This is a genomic window from Bradyrhizobium sp. HKCCYLS2038, assembly GCF_051167655.1.
GTDB lineage: Bacteria > Pseudomonadota > Alphaproteobacteria > Rhizobiales > Xanthobacteraceae > Bradyrhizobium.
Map to the genome: position 1 here is coordinate 1,717,829 of NZ_JBNPTM010000001.1, position 15,606 is coordinate 1,733,434.

General features: G+C 66.5%; 14 protein-coding genes. 11 read left to right on the forward strand and 3 right to left on the reverse strand.

Annotated features, from left to right (window positions below):
• Window positions 1–457 precede the first annotated feature (457 nt).
• The 6 genes from ACQR1I_RS07450 (at window position 458) to ilvC (ending at window position 6,785) form a co-directional block, all read left to right on the forward strand.
• Window positions 458–2,227 (forward strand): acetolactate synthase 3 large subunit, encoded by a 1,770-nt coding sequence (locus tag ACQR1I_RS07450; RefSeq protein ID WP_434868925.1) that lies wholly within the window; start codon window positions 458–460, stop codon window positions 2,225–2,227.
• A 158-nt stretch (window positions 2,228–2,385) separates the two neighbouring features.
• A complete protein-coding gene (locus tag ACQR1I_RS07455; protein ID WP_434868924.1) occupies window positions 2,386–3,369 on the forward strand; it encodes a threonine dehydratase in 984 nt (327 codons plus the stop codon).
• Between the two features lie 136 nt (window positions 3,370–3,505).
• Window positions 3,506–4,048 (forward strand): acetolactate synthase small subunit, encoded by a 543-nt coding sequence (gene ilvN, locus ACQR1I_RS07460; RefSeq protein ID WP_434868923.1) that lies wholly within the window; start codon window positions 3,506–3,508, stop codon window positions 4,046–4,048.
• 3 nt (window positions 4,049–4,051) lie between these two features.
• Window positions 4,052–4,741 (forward strand): class I SAM-dependent methyltransferase, encoded by a 690-nt coding sequence (locus ACQR1I_RS07465; protein ID WP_434868922.1) that lies wholly within the window; start codon window positions 4,052–4,054, stop codon window positions 4,739–4,741.
• 271 nt (window positions 4,742–5,012) lie between these two features.
• Window positions 5,013–5,615 (forward strand): LysE family translocator, encoded by a 603-nt coding sequence (locus ACQR1I_RS07470; RefSeq protein ID WP_434868921.1) that lies wholly within the window; start codon window positions 5,013–5,015, stop codon window positions 5,613–5,615.
• 150 nt (window positions 5,616–5,765) lie between these two features.
• The gene (ilvC, locus tag ACQR1I_RS07475) at window positions 5,766–6,785 is read left to right on the forward strand and encodes a ketol-acid reductoisomerase (RefSeq protein ID WP_434868920.1); all 1,020 of its coding nucleotides are present in this window, start codon (window positions 5,766–5,768) and stop codon (window positions 6,783–6,785) included.
• A 337-nt stretch (window positions 6,786–7,122) separates the two neighbouring features.
• Here ilvC and ACQR1I_RS07480 read toward each other — a convergent pair whose 3' ends face one another.
• Window positions 7,123–8,235 (reverse strand): DUF2336 domain-containing protein, encoded by a 1,113-nt coding sequence (locus ACQR1I_RS07480; protein ID WP_434868919.1) that lies wholly within the window; start codon window positions 8,233–8,235, stop codon window positions 7,123–7,125.
• A gap of 567 nt (window positions 8,236–8,802) precedes the next feature.
• Here ACQR1I_RS07480 and ACQR1I_RS07485 point away from each other — a divergent pair.
• Both ACQR1I_RS07485 and ACQR1I_RS07490 read left to right on the forward strand, forming a co-directional pair.
• Window positions 8,803–9,660, forward strand: a complete 858-nt coding sequence (locus ACQR1I_RS07485; protein ID WP_434868918.1) for an SDR family oxidoreductase — start codon at window positions 8,803–8,805, stop codon at window positions 9,658–9,660.
• A 9-nt stretch (window positions 9,661–9,669) separates the two neighbouring features.
• The gene (locus ACQR1I_RS07490; RefSeq protein WP_434868917.1) at window positions 9,670–9,960 is read left to right on the forward strand and encodes a hypothetical protein; all 291 of its coding nucleotides are present in this window, start codon (window positions 9,670–9,672) and stop codon (window positions 9,958–9,960) included.
• Between the two features lie 20 nt (window positions 9,961–9,980).
• Here ACQR1I_RS07490 and ACQR1I_RS07495 read toward each other — a convergent pair whose 3' ends face one another.
• Together ACQR1I_RS07495 and ACQR1I_RS07500 are read right to left on the reverse strand one after the other, a co-directional pair.
• Window positions 9,981–10,622, reverse strand: a complete 642-nt coding sequence (locus tag ACQR1I_RS07495) for a response regulator (RefSeq protein ID WP_434868916.1) — start codon at window positions 10,620–10,622, stop codon at window positions 9,981–9,983.
• Entirely contained in the window at window positions 10,619–12,028 is a 1,410-nt protein-coding gene (locus ACQR1I_RS07500; RefSeq protein WP_434869111.1) for a HAMP domain-containing sensor histidine kinase, read from the reverse strand. Before ACQR1I_RS07500 ends, ACQR1I_RS07495 begins: the two co-directional genes overlap by 4 nt.
• A 184-nt stretch (window positions 12,029–12,212) precedes the next feature.
• On the opposite strand from ACQR1I_RS07500, the gene ACQR1I_RS07505 reads away from it, so the two are divergent.
• The 3 genes from ACQR1I_RS07505 to ACQR1I_RS07515 all read left to right on the forward strand — a co-directional run bounded on the left by ACQR1I_RS07505 (window position 12,213) and on the right by ACQR1I_RS07515 (window position 15,564).
• Complete coding sequence (locus ACQR1I_RS07505) at window positions 12,213–13,148, forward strand: DUF2380 domain-containing protein (protein ID WP_434868915.1); 936 nt, start codon at window positions 12,213–12,215, stop codon at window positions 13,146–13,148.
• 201 nt (window positions 13,149–13,349) lie between these two features.
• Entirely contained in the window at window positions 13,350–15,056 is a 1,707-nt protein-coding gene (locus ACQR1I_RS07510) for a sulfatase-like hydrolase/transferase (RefSeq protein WP_434869110.1), read from the forward strand.
• A gap of 112 nt (window positions 15,057–15,168) precedes the next feature.
• Window positions 15,169–15,564 (forward strand): rhodanese-like domain-containing protein, encoded by a 396-nt coding sequence (locus tag ACQR1I_RS07515; protein WP_434868914.1) that lies wholly within the window; start codon window positions 15,169–15,171, stop codon window positions 15,562–15,564.
• Window positions 15,565–15,606: the final 42 nt, after the last annotated feature.

Sequence of the window (15,606 nt, forward strand, 5' to 3'; positions counted from 1 at the left end):
GCCCCGGGCGACCGGCGAGGACTACAATCTCGAGATTCCGGGTTCGACGCTGGCGCGTCGCCCCGGAATGCCGGTCTTGGAGTTCGCTGGCCACACATCAAGCTCGGCTATAGCGGCCAAATTACCGCTCGCCGAACGGAAAATTCCGCGTTAACATCGTTAAATCGCGCTGATGGAGCCGGCTTTGCCTTGACATCGAGGCAACCATGGCTATGTTTCGCGCAACCTTTGGGAAGCTTGCTCGGCACCATGCGCAACTTTATTACCCTCCTTATCGTAGTCGTACCCAGGCGCATCGCCGGGGATGGCTAGCGGCCATCCATCATCCGAGCGGTGCGCAGGGCCTTCCAGGGCCCTTTTTTATTGCCCGAAACGACCCCGACCACGCTGAACCGACCGAAACCATCCGACCGACCAAAACGACAAGCCGCTGAGACCCAGCGATCCGGAGCCCACCATGACCGACAAGATCCACGATCCGAACCAGATGACCGGCGCCGCGATGATCGTGCGCGCGCTCATCGACCACGGCGTGCAGCACATCTTCGGCTATCCGGGCGGCGCGGTGCTTCCGATCTATGACGAGATCTTCCAGCAGAGCGAGGTCGAGCACATCCTGGTCCGCCACGAGCAGGGCGCCGGCCACGCCGCGGAGGGCTATGCGCGTTCGACCGGCAAGCCCGGCGTCGTGCTGGTGACCTCGGGCCCCGGCGCCACCAACATGGTGACGCCGCTGGCGGACGCGCTGATGGACTCGATCCCGCTGGTCTGCATCACCGGCCAGGTGCCGACGCATCTGATCGGCAACGACGCGTTCCAGGAGTGCGACACCGTCGGCATCACCCGGCCCTGCACCAAGCACAACTGGCTGGTCCGCAACGTCAACGATCTCGCCAAGGTGCTGCACGAGGCGTTCTATGTCGCGACTACGGGCCGTCCCGGCCCGGTCGTCGTCGACGTGCCGAAGGACGTGCAGTTCGCGACCGGCACCTATCATCCGCCGCGCAAGTCGGACGTTCACATCTCCTATTCGCCGCGCGCCAAGGGCGACGCGATGCAGATCCGCAAGGCCGTGGCGCTGCTGGCCTCGGCCAAGCGGCCGGTGATCTATTCCGGCGGCGGCGTCGTCAATTCGGGCCGCGAGGCCTCCAAGCTGCTGCGCGAGCTCGTCGAGGTCACGGGCTTCCCGATCACCTCGACCCTGATGGGGCTGGGCGCCTATCCGGCGTCGGGTCCCAACTGGCTCGGCATGCTGGGCATGCACGGCACCTACGAAGCCAACATGACGATGCATGATTGCGACGTCATGCTGTGCGTCGGCGCCCGCTTCGACGACCGCATCACCGGCCGCACCGACGCGTTCTCGCCGAACTCGAAGAAGATCCACATCGACATCGATCCGTCCTCGATCAACAAGAACATCCGCGTCGACGTGCCGATCATCGGCGATTGCGGCGACGTGCTCGCCGACATCCTGCAGGTGTTCAAGGCGGAAGCGAAGAAGCCCGACATCAAGTCGTGGTGGCAGGAGATCGCGGTCTGGCGCGCGCGCAACTCGCTGGCCTACCGGCCGAACCGCGACGTCATCATGCCGCAATATGCGATCCAGCGGCTGTTCGAGCTGACGCGCGGCCGTGACACCTACATCACCACCGAGGTCGGCCAGCACCAGATGTGGGCGGCGCAGTTCTTCGGCTTCGAGGAGCCGCACCGCTGGATGACCTCGGGCGGTCTCGGCACCATGGGCTATGGCCTACCGGCGGCGATCGGCGTGCAGGTCGCGCATCCCGACAGCCTGGTCATCGACATCGGCGGCGACGCCTCGGTGCAGATGACGATGCAGGAGATGTCGACGGCAGTGCAGTACGAGCTGCCGGTCAAGATCTTCATCCTCAACAACCAGTACATGGGCATGGTGCGGCAGTGGCAGCAGCTGCTGCATGGCAACCGCCTGTCGCATTCCTACTCGGAGGCGTTGCCGGACTTCGTCAAGCTCGCCGAGGCCTATGGCGGCGTCGGTCTGCAGGTGAGCAAGCCGGGCGATCTCGACGGCGCGATCAAGGAGATGATCTCGGTCAGGAAGCCGGTGCTGTTCGACTGCCGCGTCGCGGCGCTGGAAAACTGCTTCCCGATGATTCCTTCGGGCAAGGCGCACAATGAGATGATCCTGCCGGCCGAGGCGAGCGATCCTGCCGCGGCGTTCGCGGGTGGCAAGGCGCTGGTGTGAGGCCTGACTGTGAGCACGACGCCAACTCAAAACTCCACTGTCATCGCCCAGCTTGACCGGGCGATCCAGTACGCAGCGGCCGCCGTGAGTCCCACGACGGCCGCGGCGTACTGGATGCCCGCCTTCGCGGGCATGACAGCTCGTATGAGGAGGCGGCCGTGTTCACACTAGCTGAGCTGGAGCAGGCGCACGCCATCGTCGCAGCCGCGGTGCCGGCGACGCCGGCGCATGCGTGGCCGCTGCTTGCCGAGCGGCTGGGGACGCATGTCGTCGTCAAGCATGAGAACCACACCCCGGCCGGCGCCTTCAAGGTGCGCGGCGGGCTCGTCTATGTCGATCAGCTCAAGCGCACGCAGCCGGATGTCCGCGGCCTGATCACCGCGACGCGCGGCAATCATGGCCAGAGCGTCGCGTTCGCCGGCCGCCGCAACGGTCTGCCGGTGACGATCTACGTGCCGCGCGGCAACTCGGTCGAGAAGAACCGCGCAATGGCCGCGTTCGGCGCCGAGCTGATCGAGCACGGCAGTGACTTCCAGGAAGCGCGCGAGGAGGCGATCCGTCACGCCGCGCGCGACGGCCTGCAGATGGTGCCGTCGTTCCATCCGGACATCGTCCGCGGAGTCGCCACCTACGCGCTGGAGCTTTTGCGCTCGGCGCCAGATATCGACGTGCTCTACGTCTCGATCGGTCAGGGCTCGGGCATCTGCGGCTGCATCCTGGCGCGTGACCTGCTGGGACTGAAGACCGAGATCGTCGGCGTCCAATCGACCGGTGCGCCGTCCTATGCGCTGTCGTTCGCGGCGCGGACCGTCGTGACGACAAACAGCGCCGATACCCATGCCGACGGGCTCGCCACGCGCAGCCCGGATGCCGATGCGCTCGCGATCATCCTGAAGGGCGCCTCGCGCATCGTGCAGGTCAGTGATGCCGAGATCGCCGAGGCCGTGCGCATCCTCTGGACCGACACCCACAATCTCGCCGAAGGCGCCGGCGCGGCACCGCTCGCGGCCGCGCTGCAGGAGAAGCAGAAGCTCGCCGGCAAGCGCGTCGGCCTGGTGCTGACCGGCGGCAACATCGATCTCGACCTGTTCAGGCGCTGGGTGATGCCGGCGGCCGCCCATGCCGAAGCGGGGGCCGCATGATGCGCACCCGGCCAACTCCAAATACCGCCGTCATGCCCGGGCTTGACCCGGGCATCCACGAGCCGCACGCGCGACGCTCGACGTGGATGGCCGGGACAAGCCCGGCCATGACGGATGAAATTCTGAGGGGACACCAATGAACCAGCCAGCCTCCGCCTACTTCATCGAAGACCGCCACGATCCGAACGAGACCCATACGCTCTCCGTCCTCGTGCAGAACGAGCCCGGCGTGCTCGCGCGCGTCATCGGCCTGTTCTCGGGGCGCGGCTACAACATCGAGAGCCTCACCGTCTCCGAGACCGAGAGCCAGAAGCATCTCTCGCGCATCACCATCGTGACGACCGGCACGCCGATGGTGATCCAGCAGATCAAGCATCAGCTCGACCGCATGATCCCGGTCTACCGCGTCGTCGACATGACGCTGACCAAGCGGGCGATCGAGCGCGAGCTCGCGATGGTCAAGGTGCGCGGAATCGGAGAGCCGCGGGTCGAGGCGCTCAGGCTGGCGGATGCGTTCCGCGCCCGCGTGATCGATGCGACCACCGAGAGCTTTGTGTTCGAGATCACAGGCAATACCGACAAGATCACTCAGTTTATCGATCTGATGCGTCCGCTCGGCCTGGTCGAAGTCGCCAGGACGGGCGTTGCGGCGATCGGGCGGGGACCGGAAGGGATGTGAGCCATGCTGGCGCGCGACTGGTACTACAACGAACGCAACCGGTTCGGACTCGATCATGCCGTGGCCTCGATCTACGGCTCGGGAGAGGATGCCGACGAGCGCGCGCGCGCCGCGCTGAGGATGCTCGGCGTCAAGCCGGGCTGGCGGGTGGCCGACATCGGCTGCGGCAATGGTGTGCTGGCGACGGAAGCGGCGCTGATGGGTGCCGTGGTCGACGCCATCGACATCTCGCCGGCGATGCTGGCGCTGACCAAGATCTACACCCGCGATCGCCGCACCGCGGTGCGGATGCATGCGGCGGGCCTGCTGTCGTTCGCCTATGAGCCGAACTCCTATGACCTCATCGCCAGCGAGTTCACGCTGCACCATCTGCCGGATTTCTGGAAGGCGGTGGCGCTGGCGCGGATCTTCGCGGCGCTGAAGCCGGGCGCGCAGTTCTTCCTGCGCGACATCGTCTATGTCTCGATGCCCGACGGCGCCGAGCGCTCGATCGAGCAATGGGCCGATTTCAACATCAAGAACCACGACCTCGCCCGCGACAGCGTCATCACCCACATGCGCGACGAAAACTCGACCTTCGCCTGGGTCATGGAGCGCATGCTGGCCGAGGTCGGCTTCGTGACGGTCTCCGCCGACTACCATGCCCCGATGCATGCGACCTACGTGCTGCAGAAGCCGGCGGGGCAGGGCTAGCAATGAACGACACGTGGGTGAATTTCGCTCTGGCGCAGCCGTCGGCGCGCCCCCTCGCCCCGTTCTTACGGGGAGAGGGTCGGGGTGAGGGGCAGCCACTCGGGGAGTGTTCGTGGAGAGACCTGTACCCCTTCACCCCGATTGCATCTGATGAACTGAGGCTGCCGCTCCGGCGCGGCGAAGGCCCGGGCATCCACGCCTTTCCCAGGATGCCGATCGACGTGGATGGCCGGGTCAAGCCCGGCCATGACGACGCGGAGGCAGGTGAGTAATGTCCCAGCAGCTCCTCATCGCCTTCGTCGCCTTCGCCTTCGTGATGTCGTTCACGCCCGGGCCGAACAACATCATGCTGCTGTCGTCCGGCGTGACCTACGGCTTCCGCCGCACGGTGCCGCACATGATGGGGGTCAGCTTCGGCTTCGCTTTCATGGTCGGCGCGGTCGGCGTCGGGCTCGCCACCGTGTTCATCACCTATCCGGTGCTGCAGGAGGTGCTGAAATATCTCGGCGCCGCTTATTTGATCTACCTGGCGGTCGCGATCGCCTTCTCGGGCGCCGCCAAGCCCGAGGACATCGCGCCGCGCGGCCCGATGTCGTTCTGGGGCGCAGCGCTGTTCCAGTGGGTCAACGCCAAGGGCTGGGTGATGGTGATCAGCACCATCACCGCCTATGCCGCGATCGCGCGCTTTCCCGCCAATGTTGCACTGCAGGTCGCGATCAGCTTCGTGATGGCGATCGGCTCGACCGTCACCTGGACGCTGTTCGGCACCGCGCTGCGGCCGCTGCTCAGCTCCGAGCGCGCGGTGCGCGGCTTCAACATCGTGATGGCGGTGCTGCTCCTGGCCTCGCTCTATCCCGTGTTCATGGACGCATGAGGGACCGGGGCGCCATGCGAGATCGGGGTTTCCATCGGAGCCCAAAATGCTCTAGACACGGGCCGGATTTTGTCCGGGCGCAGCCGCCCGTGCCTCACCCAAGCGTCTGACTTTTCAGCCAATTCCGGCCATCTCAAAGAGGAAACGACAATGCGTGTCTACTACGATCGCGACGCCGATCTGAACCTGATCAAGGGCAAGAAGGTCGTCATCGTCGGCTACGGCAGCCAGGGCCATGCCCATGCGCTCAACCTGAAGGATTCCGGCGTCAAGGACGTTGCGATCGCGCTGCGCAAGGGCTCGGCCTCGGCCAAGAAGGCCGAAGGCGCCGGCTTCAAGGTGATGGAAGTCGCCGAGGCCGCCAAGTGGGCCGACCTCGTGATGATGCTGACCCCGGACGAGCTGCAGGGCGACATCTATCGCGAACACCTGCACGACAACATGAAGCAGGGCGCAGCGCTGGTGTTCGCGCACGGCCTCAACGTGCATTTCAACCTGCTCGACCCGCGCGCCGATCTCGACGTGCTGATGATCGCGCCGAAGGGCCCCGGCCACACCGTCCGCTCCGAGTACCAGCGCGGCGGCGGCGTGCCCTGCCTGATCGCGATCGCCAAGGATTCCTCGGGCAACGCCCATGACCTCGGCCTGTCCTATGCTTCTGCTATTGGCGGCGGCCGCGCCGGCATCATCGAGACCACCTTCAAGGAAGAGTGCGAGACCGACCTGTTCGGCGAGCAGGCGGTGCTCTGCGGCGGCCTGGTCGAGCTGATCAAGGCCGGCTACGAGACCCTGACCGAGGCCGGCTACGCCCCGGAGATGGCCTATTTCGAGTGCCTCCACGAGGTGAAGCTGATCGTCGACCTGATCTATGAAGGCGGCATCGCCAACATGAACTACTCGATCTCCAACACCGCGGAGTATGGCGAGTACGTCACCGGCCCGCGCATCATCACCCCGGAGACCAAGGCCGAGATGAAGCGCGTGCTCGACGACATCCAGTCCGGCCGCTTCGCGCGCGACTGGATGCTGGAGAACAAGGTCAACCAGTCCTCGTTCAAGGCCACCCGCGCCCGCCTGTCGCAGCACCCGATCGAGGAAGTCGGCGCCCGCCTGCGCGACATGATGCCCTGGATCAAGAAGGGCGCGCTGGTCGACAAGACCAAGAACTGAGTGGTGTCATCGACGGCCGAGACCGCGGTTCGCGGTCTCGATCGTCAGTTTAATCGAAAGCCTCCGTCCTTCGGGCGGAGGCTTTTTCGTTACCGCAGCAGCGAAATCGCGCGGTTCAGCCCGGCTGCCTGCGACAATCATTGCTGTGGTCCCCGCGAACGCGGGGACCCATAACCACCGTTGCCCTTGATGACCAACGGCGGCAACTCCAGCCTGTCTCCGCCAACTCACATCACGCGGTATGGGTCCCGGCGTTCGCCGGGACGACAGCGGAGGATGAGGCGCCAGCAGAGGATGACGTGTCAATTCAGGTAAGGAGCAGGCTCGGAAGCCCCGCTCACTTCTCGACCCGGTTGTGCACCATCCAGAACCGCAGGGTGCGCTGGGCGGTGTCGTGGGACAGCCGCGCGTAGTCGCGCTCGGCGAGCTTGAGCGTGTCGCTGTCGATGCCGTGCTTGATCGGGCGGTGGGTCAGGATCTTCGCCACCACCGACCAGGTCAGCCCGGCGGCGCGGCAGGGGATCAGCACGATGTCGGTGCGCGGGCCTTCCAGCACCTTGGCCATCATCTCGGTCGGCAGGTTGTTGAGCAGTCCGAGCGCGGCGGCGACCTCGCCGAACCGACGGGTCTCAGCGAAGAATGAGATCGCGGGGTCGTTGAGCTCGTTGAGGCCCTTCATTCGCTTCACCGCCTCTTCGGCCAGCGTGAAGTCGCGTCCGACGAGACCGCCATCGGTGCGGGCGACGTCTGCGATGGACTTGATGACTTTCTTGATTTCCTGCTGCAGCACCGGCGGCGCTGAGGCCATCATCTTGGCGCGGACCGCGTCGGTCGCCCGGCGCAACAGATCGCGGAGATGCCGGTTGGGCAGGTCGACGCGCAGGCCGATGACCTCGGTCAGTTCGTCGTCGTCCTCGGCGTGGGCGATCATCCCGGTATAGCCGGTCTCGGAAAAGCGCGCGGTCTGGTTGTTGGCGAGCTTGCGGATCACCCGGCGTTCGCCGCGGTCGACGATGATGTCGGTGATCGCCGCGGTCAGATGCGGGCGGCTGGAGATCGCCATCAGGTGGTCCTGGCCCCTGGTCGCGGCGACCTCGACCAGGGTGTGCTCGGACAGCCGCGTCGAATGCATCAGCACGCTTTCGGCGACGGAGATCTCCTCGTCCCGCGCCAGCCGCTGGATGACCTCGACCGGCGCATGGTCGACCGGGGCGAGATGCTTGCTGAGCTCGCTCCGCGCGCGGGTTTCCACGCGCGAGACGAGCATGCACAGCACGTCGTCGAAAACCTTGATCTGCTCTTCGCTGAGACGCTCGCCGTCGTGCAGGAACAGGTTCGTGACCTGGCGGAGCGTATGGACGCGTTTCTCGGACGAGCCGCTGCGAACGGCGTCCTCGAGCTCGGAGATGATCGAACGGTCCGGCTGCGGATACTGTTCTGACTGATGCACGTTGACGCTCGTCTCGCCCAAGGGAATGACCGACGCGGCAGCGATGCTTCGGCTCCGCTGCCCAGCTGCCGGCCGGGCCAGCTTTCAGCAGGGGCGATAACAAGGAGTTAGGGGGCGTAGGCGTAGTACTCCGGGGAAACACGGATACGGAAAATTAAGACGATGCTGCTAGCCCTTGAAGCGCGACGCTCCTGCTCGCACGCGTCGAGACCTCCAGTGTCGGCGGTGGCTGCCTCGAGTGGTCCCGCGAGCGACCTGGTCGATAAAGGAAATGTTAATGATCCCATGAGGTCAGAAGCATTTCTTCATCTTCACGTTGCGGTCCTGTGCAGCTCACCTCAGCTGTGATCCTCCAAGCATCGAATTTTAAATCACATTCTTGCTGCAGGCATGCTGGCCCTGAAGGCGATGCTGTCCGATCGCCTGTCTCTGCTCGAGGCCGTGCCGGGCGGCCAGGGAGCGATCTGGAGCGATCTCATGGCGCGAGTTTCTTCGACGCGTGAAAATCAGCGCCAGCACGAGGCCGCATCCCGTGCGATAATCGCTCCGCAACTCGTTGAGGTCGCCATGAAATCCGTCGTCGTCACCGGTGCGTCCACCGGCATCGGTTTCGCCTGTTCCAAGGTTCTCCTCGCACGCGGCTTCCGGGTGTTCGGGAGCGTTCGCAAAGCGGCTGACGCGGACCGTCTGCGCGCCGAGCTCGGTGCCAATTTCACGCCACTGCTGTTCGACGTCACAGATGAGGCCGCGGTGAAGGCCGCCGCGCAACAGGTGCGCGTGGCTCTCGACGGCGAGGCGCTCGCCGGTCTCGTCAACAATGCCGGCATCGCCGTCGCCGGTCCGGTGACGGAGCTGCCGATCGAGCAGTTTCGCCACCAACTGGAGGTCAACGTCATCGGCCCTGTCATCGCGACCCAGGCGTTCGCGCCGCTGCTCGGGGCCGATCCTTCGATGCGCGGCGGGCCCGGGCGGATCGTGATGATCAGCTCGGTCGCCGGGCGCAACGGCAATCCGCTGTTGGCGCCGTACTCGACCTCGAAGCACGCGGTCGAGGGACTGTCGGAGAGCCTGCGCCGTGAAATGATGCTGTTCGGCATCGACGTCGTCATCATTGCGCCGGGAGCGGTGAAGACGCCGATCTGGGGCAAGGCGGAGGAGGTCGACCTGTCGCCGTATCAGCGCTCGCCGTTCTTCCCGGCGCTGCAGAAGGTGCGCAGCTTCATGCTGCATCTCGGCAAGATCGGCTTGCCGGCCGAGACCATCGCCGAAAAGGTGGCGGAGGCCCTGACGGCGGCGGCGCCCAAGGTGCGCTACGAGATCGCGCCGGATGCCTTGCAGCAATGGGTCGTGCGGATACTGCCGAAGCGGACGGTCGACCGGATCATCGCGAAGCGGCTCGGCCTGACGCCGGCGGGCAAGGCCTGACGGGCGGGCATGGCGACGACGGGCAAGACCCAGGCGGAGCTCCTCTGCCTGGTCGAACAGGCGATCCAGGCCCAGCCCGGATGCGAGACCGCGCGCGTGCCCGCCCTTCATGCGCTCGACGTGCGCAGCGGCCGCAACTGGGAGATCCCGCACGTCATCCTCGGCGACAGCCTGATCAGCGACGTCGACCGCGCCGTCATGAGCGTGCAGCGCCGGCTGGGGCGGGAGTTTCATCTGATTGCCGATGATGAGGCGGTGGAGACGACGAGTGCGGGGCCCGCCGTCTCGCACGGCGCCTGAAGGCCCTCAGGTCAACAGTCTCAGGTCAACAATCCCTGGCGCAACGCCAGCCGCACCAGCTCGATGTCGGTGGCGACGCCCAGCTTGTCCTTGATCAGCGAGTGCAGATTGGCGATCGTCTTGGGGCTGAGGTGGAGGGCTGCCGCGATCTCGTCGGTGGTGCGCTCGGCGAGCAGCATCTGCATCACTTCGAACTCGCGCGCGGTGAGGACGTCGCTTGCGACGGTCTCGCCAGACAGGCGGCTGAGCGCAAGCTCGTGATCGATGTCCGGGCTGATCGATAGCCCACCGGCAAGCACGTCCATGACGGCGCGCACGAGCATCTCTGGCGTGCTGCTCTTGGTGACGTAGCCGCGGGCGCCGGCACGGATCGCCTGCACCGCGAAGCCGGCATTCTCGTGCATGGTGAACACCAGGATCCGCGCGTCGCGGTCCCATTGCCGGATGCGGCGGATGCCCTCGATGCCGCCGACGCCCGGCATCGTCAGGTCCATGATGACGAGGTCGGGTCTGACCTCCTTGAACAGCCGGTAGGCCTCGGCCCCATCGGCAGCCTCGGCGACCACCCGCAGCCCCGGCTGCTTCTGCAGCATCGAGCGATAGCCCTCGCGAACCACGGCATGATCGTCGACCAGCAGGATGGTGCCGCCGCGCGTGCTCATGCGGCGCGCCCGAGCGCAGCCGGCGTCGGCGGGCCGGATCCGACCGGCACGGGGATGACGACGCGGAGCTGCGCGCCGCCGCCGGCCCCGCTCGCAAAGCTCATCTCGCCGGCCAGGGACGCGACGCGCTCGCGCATGCCGAGCAGTCCCATGCCGGATTTGCCGACGGCCTCGCGCGCCGGACCGTCGTCGTCGACGGTGAGCGCGATGGCCTCGCCGCCATCACCTGGCTGCTGCTGCACCGCCAGCTGCAGCCGCACGCGGGTTGCCCCGGCATGCCTGGCCGCGTTGGTCAGTGCTTCCTGGGCGATGCGATAGAGGTTGGTGGCGATCATGTCGGGGACATGGTCGATGCGCCCCGACAGCGCGATCTCGAACCGGGTTGCCCCGTGCTGGCGCCGGTTCCAGCCGGCAACGAGGCCTTCGAGGCTCGCGGCCAGGCCGAGTTCGTCGACATCGGGCGGCCGCAGCCGCACCAAGGCGCCGCGCAGCGTGTCCATCATGTCGGTTGCGGTGCGGGCGATGCTGTCGCATTCGCCGGTCAGTGCCGGGCAGTCCTGCGCAGCGGTGTGACGGATCGAGGCCGCGAGCGCGCGGATCGCCGCAAGCGACTGGCCGAACTCGTCGTGCAGCTCGCGCGCCAGATGGCGCCGCTCGTCATCCTGCAGGGCGATGAGGCGCCGGGTCAGTTCATTGCGCTGCGCCAGCGCCGTCTCCAACCCTTCGGCAAGCTGGTTGAAGGCATCACCGATCGCCGAGAGCTCGGCCAGATCGAACGGCGGCAGCCGTGCCGTCAGATCGTTCGCGGCGATGCGCTCGAGCCCGGCGCGGATCAGCCGCGTCGGCCGCAGCGCGCGGGCTAGCGCCGCATGGGCCAGCACGCACAGCAGGATCAGCGCGGTCCCGAGCACCGGCAGCAGCCGGCTCAATTCGCGCCAGGCGTTCGCCGTCATCACCCCGGCATCGATCCCGACCACGGCATCGCCGGTCCTGCTGTTTCGAAACAGCACCGGCCGCGTGGTCTCGCGGCCGGGCGCGAATAGCCGTTCGTAGAGCCAGGCGAAGGTGCGCGGCGGCTCGTCCGTCTGGGCATCGGGGCCGCCGCAGATGCGCTGCACGACGTCGCCCCCGACATCGCGATAGGCGATGCAGAGGCCGGGCGCCATCGCGGCGGCGGCGATCGCATCGAGGTCGGGAAACGATGCCGGGGGATTGTTGACCCAGTGCATCTTGTTCTGCTGCAGCTGCAGCGTCCGCGCGGCGATCTCGGCGACCGCAGCGTTGCGCGCCTGCGCCGAGCGATCGATGTCGAACAGCACATAGGCGCAGATCGCCGCGAAGCAGAGCGCCGACACCAATGCGATGCGCAGGGTCAGGCGATATTTGAGGTCGTAGCGGGTCCACATCATCTGCGCGTCCTTGGCCGCCCAGCCCGCATTTAAAGGCAGAACCGCCGGCTCCGGAAGCGCCGCGGCCTGGATGACCCGACGTCGTGAAATTTTCCCGTCTTCCGTCGGGACGGCCGCCGGTTCAGCCCCGGCGCAGTGTGCCTAGGCTCGGACCATGCAACACCTTGCCGGGGGAGCTCCGATGACAAACCGCCGCCTCGTCCATTGCCTCGTTTTCGCGCTTGCTGCTTTCTGCGGTGCGGGCTCCGCCGCGGCGTCCGATCAAGCACCGGCCGTGACGGTCGACGAATTCAGCTATCTCGACACGTCCGGCGAGCCGGCCGACCAGACGGCCGCGCATCAGCGCCGGCTGCAGACTTTCGTGACCGCGCTCAAGCGCGATGTCGCCGCTGACACGCGCTTGCGCCTGGTCAGTCCGTCCTGCGCCCCGGCTTGCCCGGGCGATGCGTCTCCGGACGACCGCTTGCGCATGGCGGCCGAGGCGGGTGCCGGGATCGTGATCACGGGCGGGGTCCAGAAGCTTTCGACGCTGGTGCAGTGGGCGCGGGCCGCGGCGATCGACGTCGCATCGCACCGGGTGCTGTTCGACAAGGTCTTCACCTTCCGCGGCGACAGCGACGAGGCGTGGGAGCGTGCCGAGCTGTTCGTGTCGCGCCAAGTCCGCGACGCGCTGGTGCCGGAGCCGATCCGGCTGGTGTTGCTGCCGTTCGAGCTCGACGATACCAGCGCCGGCGCGGCCCTCGGCGAGACCGAGACGGATCGCAACAGCCTGCAGGCGGCGACCGACGCAGTGCGGCAATTGCTGCAGCATTCGGCCCGCTATCGGCTCGTCGACAACGTCGGCGAACGCTCGCCGGAGCAGCCGATGCGCACCTGCGAGGATTGCGAAGCCCGTGCTGCCCGCGCACTCGGCGCCCAGCAATCGCTGCTCGGGATCGTGCGGCGGATCGGCCGCACCGAATACATCATCGGCTTTCGCGTCCGTCAGGCAGACACGGGTGCGCTGATCGCCGCAGGCGACAGCGGGCTCAGGCTCGGCGCCAACGAGTCCTGGAGCCGCGGTGCAATGCGCCTGGTGCGCGAGCGGCTGCTCGAGAGCGGCGGCGCCGAGCGCTGATCGGGGTCAGGGAGCGGCGTGGCGGCAAGAGCGATCGCCGCGTTGTCTCCGCTGCAACGCCGAATGGCGAAAGCGGCTCCGTGCAAATCCGGACTGTTGTCATTTGTGACGATTTCATTACGGTCACATGACAGGATGGGACGTCCTCGATCTGCCGGCATGCGCCGGCGATGGACCGTCGTGTCCGAGCATCGCCGCCGCATGTCGCTCTCCCCGAACGAACCGATCACCACGCTCAGCGCGGCCAGCGCAACCCGTGCAGCCATCATCCGGATGTCAGCCGTCACCGCGCCGCACGTCGCCGCGCTGGCGCTGATGCTGCACACCGAGACCGATTTCGGCTCGCGGCTCGGCTTCGTGCTGGCCTGGGGCATCCTGAACGGCTTCTGGCTGGTGCTGTTGCGGCGGCCGGCGGTGTCCGGTGCGCTGGCGCTAACCATGGTGGTGGTGCTGGTGCTGCTGTCGCAGCTGAAGCACGCCGTGGTCCAGATGACCGCGAACTTCGTCGACGTGATGCTGATCGACCACGACAGCGCGGCGTTCCTGTTCACGATCTTTCCGAACCTGAAGCTGTCGGTGCTGGTCGCGGCCGCTGTCGTGCTGCCGCTGATGGGCCTGTTGTGGTGGGCCGACCCGTATCGCGTGGCGCGGCTGCCGGCGCTGGCCGGCAAGCTCGCCTGCCTCGCGGCGCTGACGCTGTATTCGCTGAACTGGCGCGACGAAGCCTGGCGCGGCTATTACGACGACGGCTATCTGTCGAAATTTGCCCGCTCCGGCGTGACCGCAGTATCGGATTTCCTCGCCAACGGCTTCATGGAATCCGATGCCACGGCGGACCGCAAGCTGGCGGCCTTCGTTCCGGATTCCTGCCATCCGGCCGGGCAGCGGCCGAACATCGTGCTGGTCCACGACGAATCCAGCTTCGACATCCGCGCGGCCGCCGGCATCAAGGTGCCCGCCGGCTACGGCAGCCACTTCAAGTCGTTCGACGGCAAGGCGCGCCAGTTCATGGCCGAGAGCAACGGCGGGCCGAGCTGGTTCACCGAATACAACGTGCTCGCCGGGCTGTCGTCGCGCTCGTTCGGCCGCTTCGCCTATTTCGTCACGCGCATCGCGTCGGGCCGGGTCGAGCGCGGCCTGCCGCTGGCGCTGCGCAACTGTGGTTACGACACGGTGTCGTTGTATCCGGCGCATGGCGCCTTCATGAGCGCGCGCAGCTTCCAGACCACGGTGGGCGTCGACCGCTTCCTCGACGCGCGCGATCTCCATGCCAAGGGCGTCGAGCCCGACGGCTTCTTCTACGATGCGGCGCTCGACCTGATGCAGCAGCGCAAGCCGGGCAAGCCACTGTTCATGTTCGTCTACCTCGCCGCCAATCATTTCCCCTGGGAGACGACGTTCCGGCCCGATCTGATGCCGTCCTGGCGCGCGCCCGGCAACATGCCGACGATCGACGAATATCTGCGCCGGCAGGCCATGAGCGCGTCGGACTATCAGCGCTTCCTGGCGAACCTCAAGAAGCGCTTCGGCGACCAGCCGTTCCTGATCGTGCGCTACGGCGACCATCAGCCGGAATTCTCGCCGCACATTCTCGATCCCAAGCTGGACGAGGCCGGCATCGGCCAGAAGCTCGAAAACTACGATCCGCGCTACTATCAGACCTATTTCGCGATCGACGCCGTCAATTTTGAACCGCGCCGGAGCGACGCCGTGATGGACAAGATCGACGCCGCCTATCTGCCGCTGGTCACGCTCGAAGCCGCCGGCATTCCGCTCGATCCGTCCTTTGCCGAGCAGAAGGACATCATGCTGCGCTGCAAGGGCGTGTTCTACGCCTGCGGCGACGGCGCCGAGGCGCGCCGCCTCAACCGCATGCTGATCGACGCCGACCTGATCCGGGGATTATAGGCGGCGCGCTGCCGACCTCACGGCATTGCGACCGTTCACCGTCCGATCGGAGCATTGCCGCGCGCCCGGCGCTGCGCTACGCCGTGCGCTTCGTGCAATTGGGAGGTTCGACATGTCCACATCGGTCAAGGAACTGATGGCCGCCGCCAACGCCGTGGTGCCGAAAATCACGCCCGCCGAGGCGCAGGCGATGATCGCCAAGGGCAACACGCTGGTGCTCGACGTGCGCGATGCGCCGGAGGTCGAGAAGAGCGGCAAGATCGAAGGCGCCCACCACGTCTCGCGCGGCATGCTCGAATTCCGCGCCGATCCGGACTCGCCCTATCACGACAAGAATTTCGCCAAGGACAAGAGCATCATTCTGTATTGCGCCTCCGGCGGCCGCTCGGCGCTGTCGGGCAAGACGCTGAAGGATCTCGGCTACGACAAGGTCTTCAACGTCGGCGCGTTCAAGGACTGGGCCGAGAGCGGCGGCTTGGTCGAGAAGCCGATCGAGCCGGGGATGTGATTTCGCTCAGCTGATTGGCGAGCGTGGTCGTCTGTTTGGTGC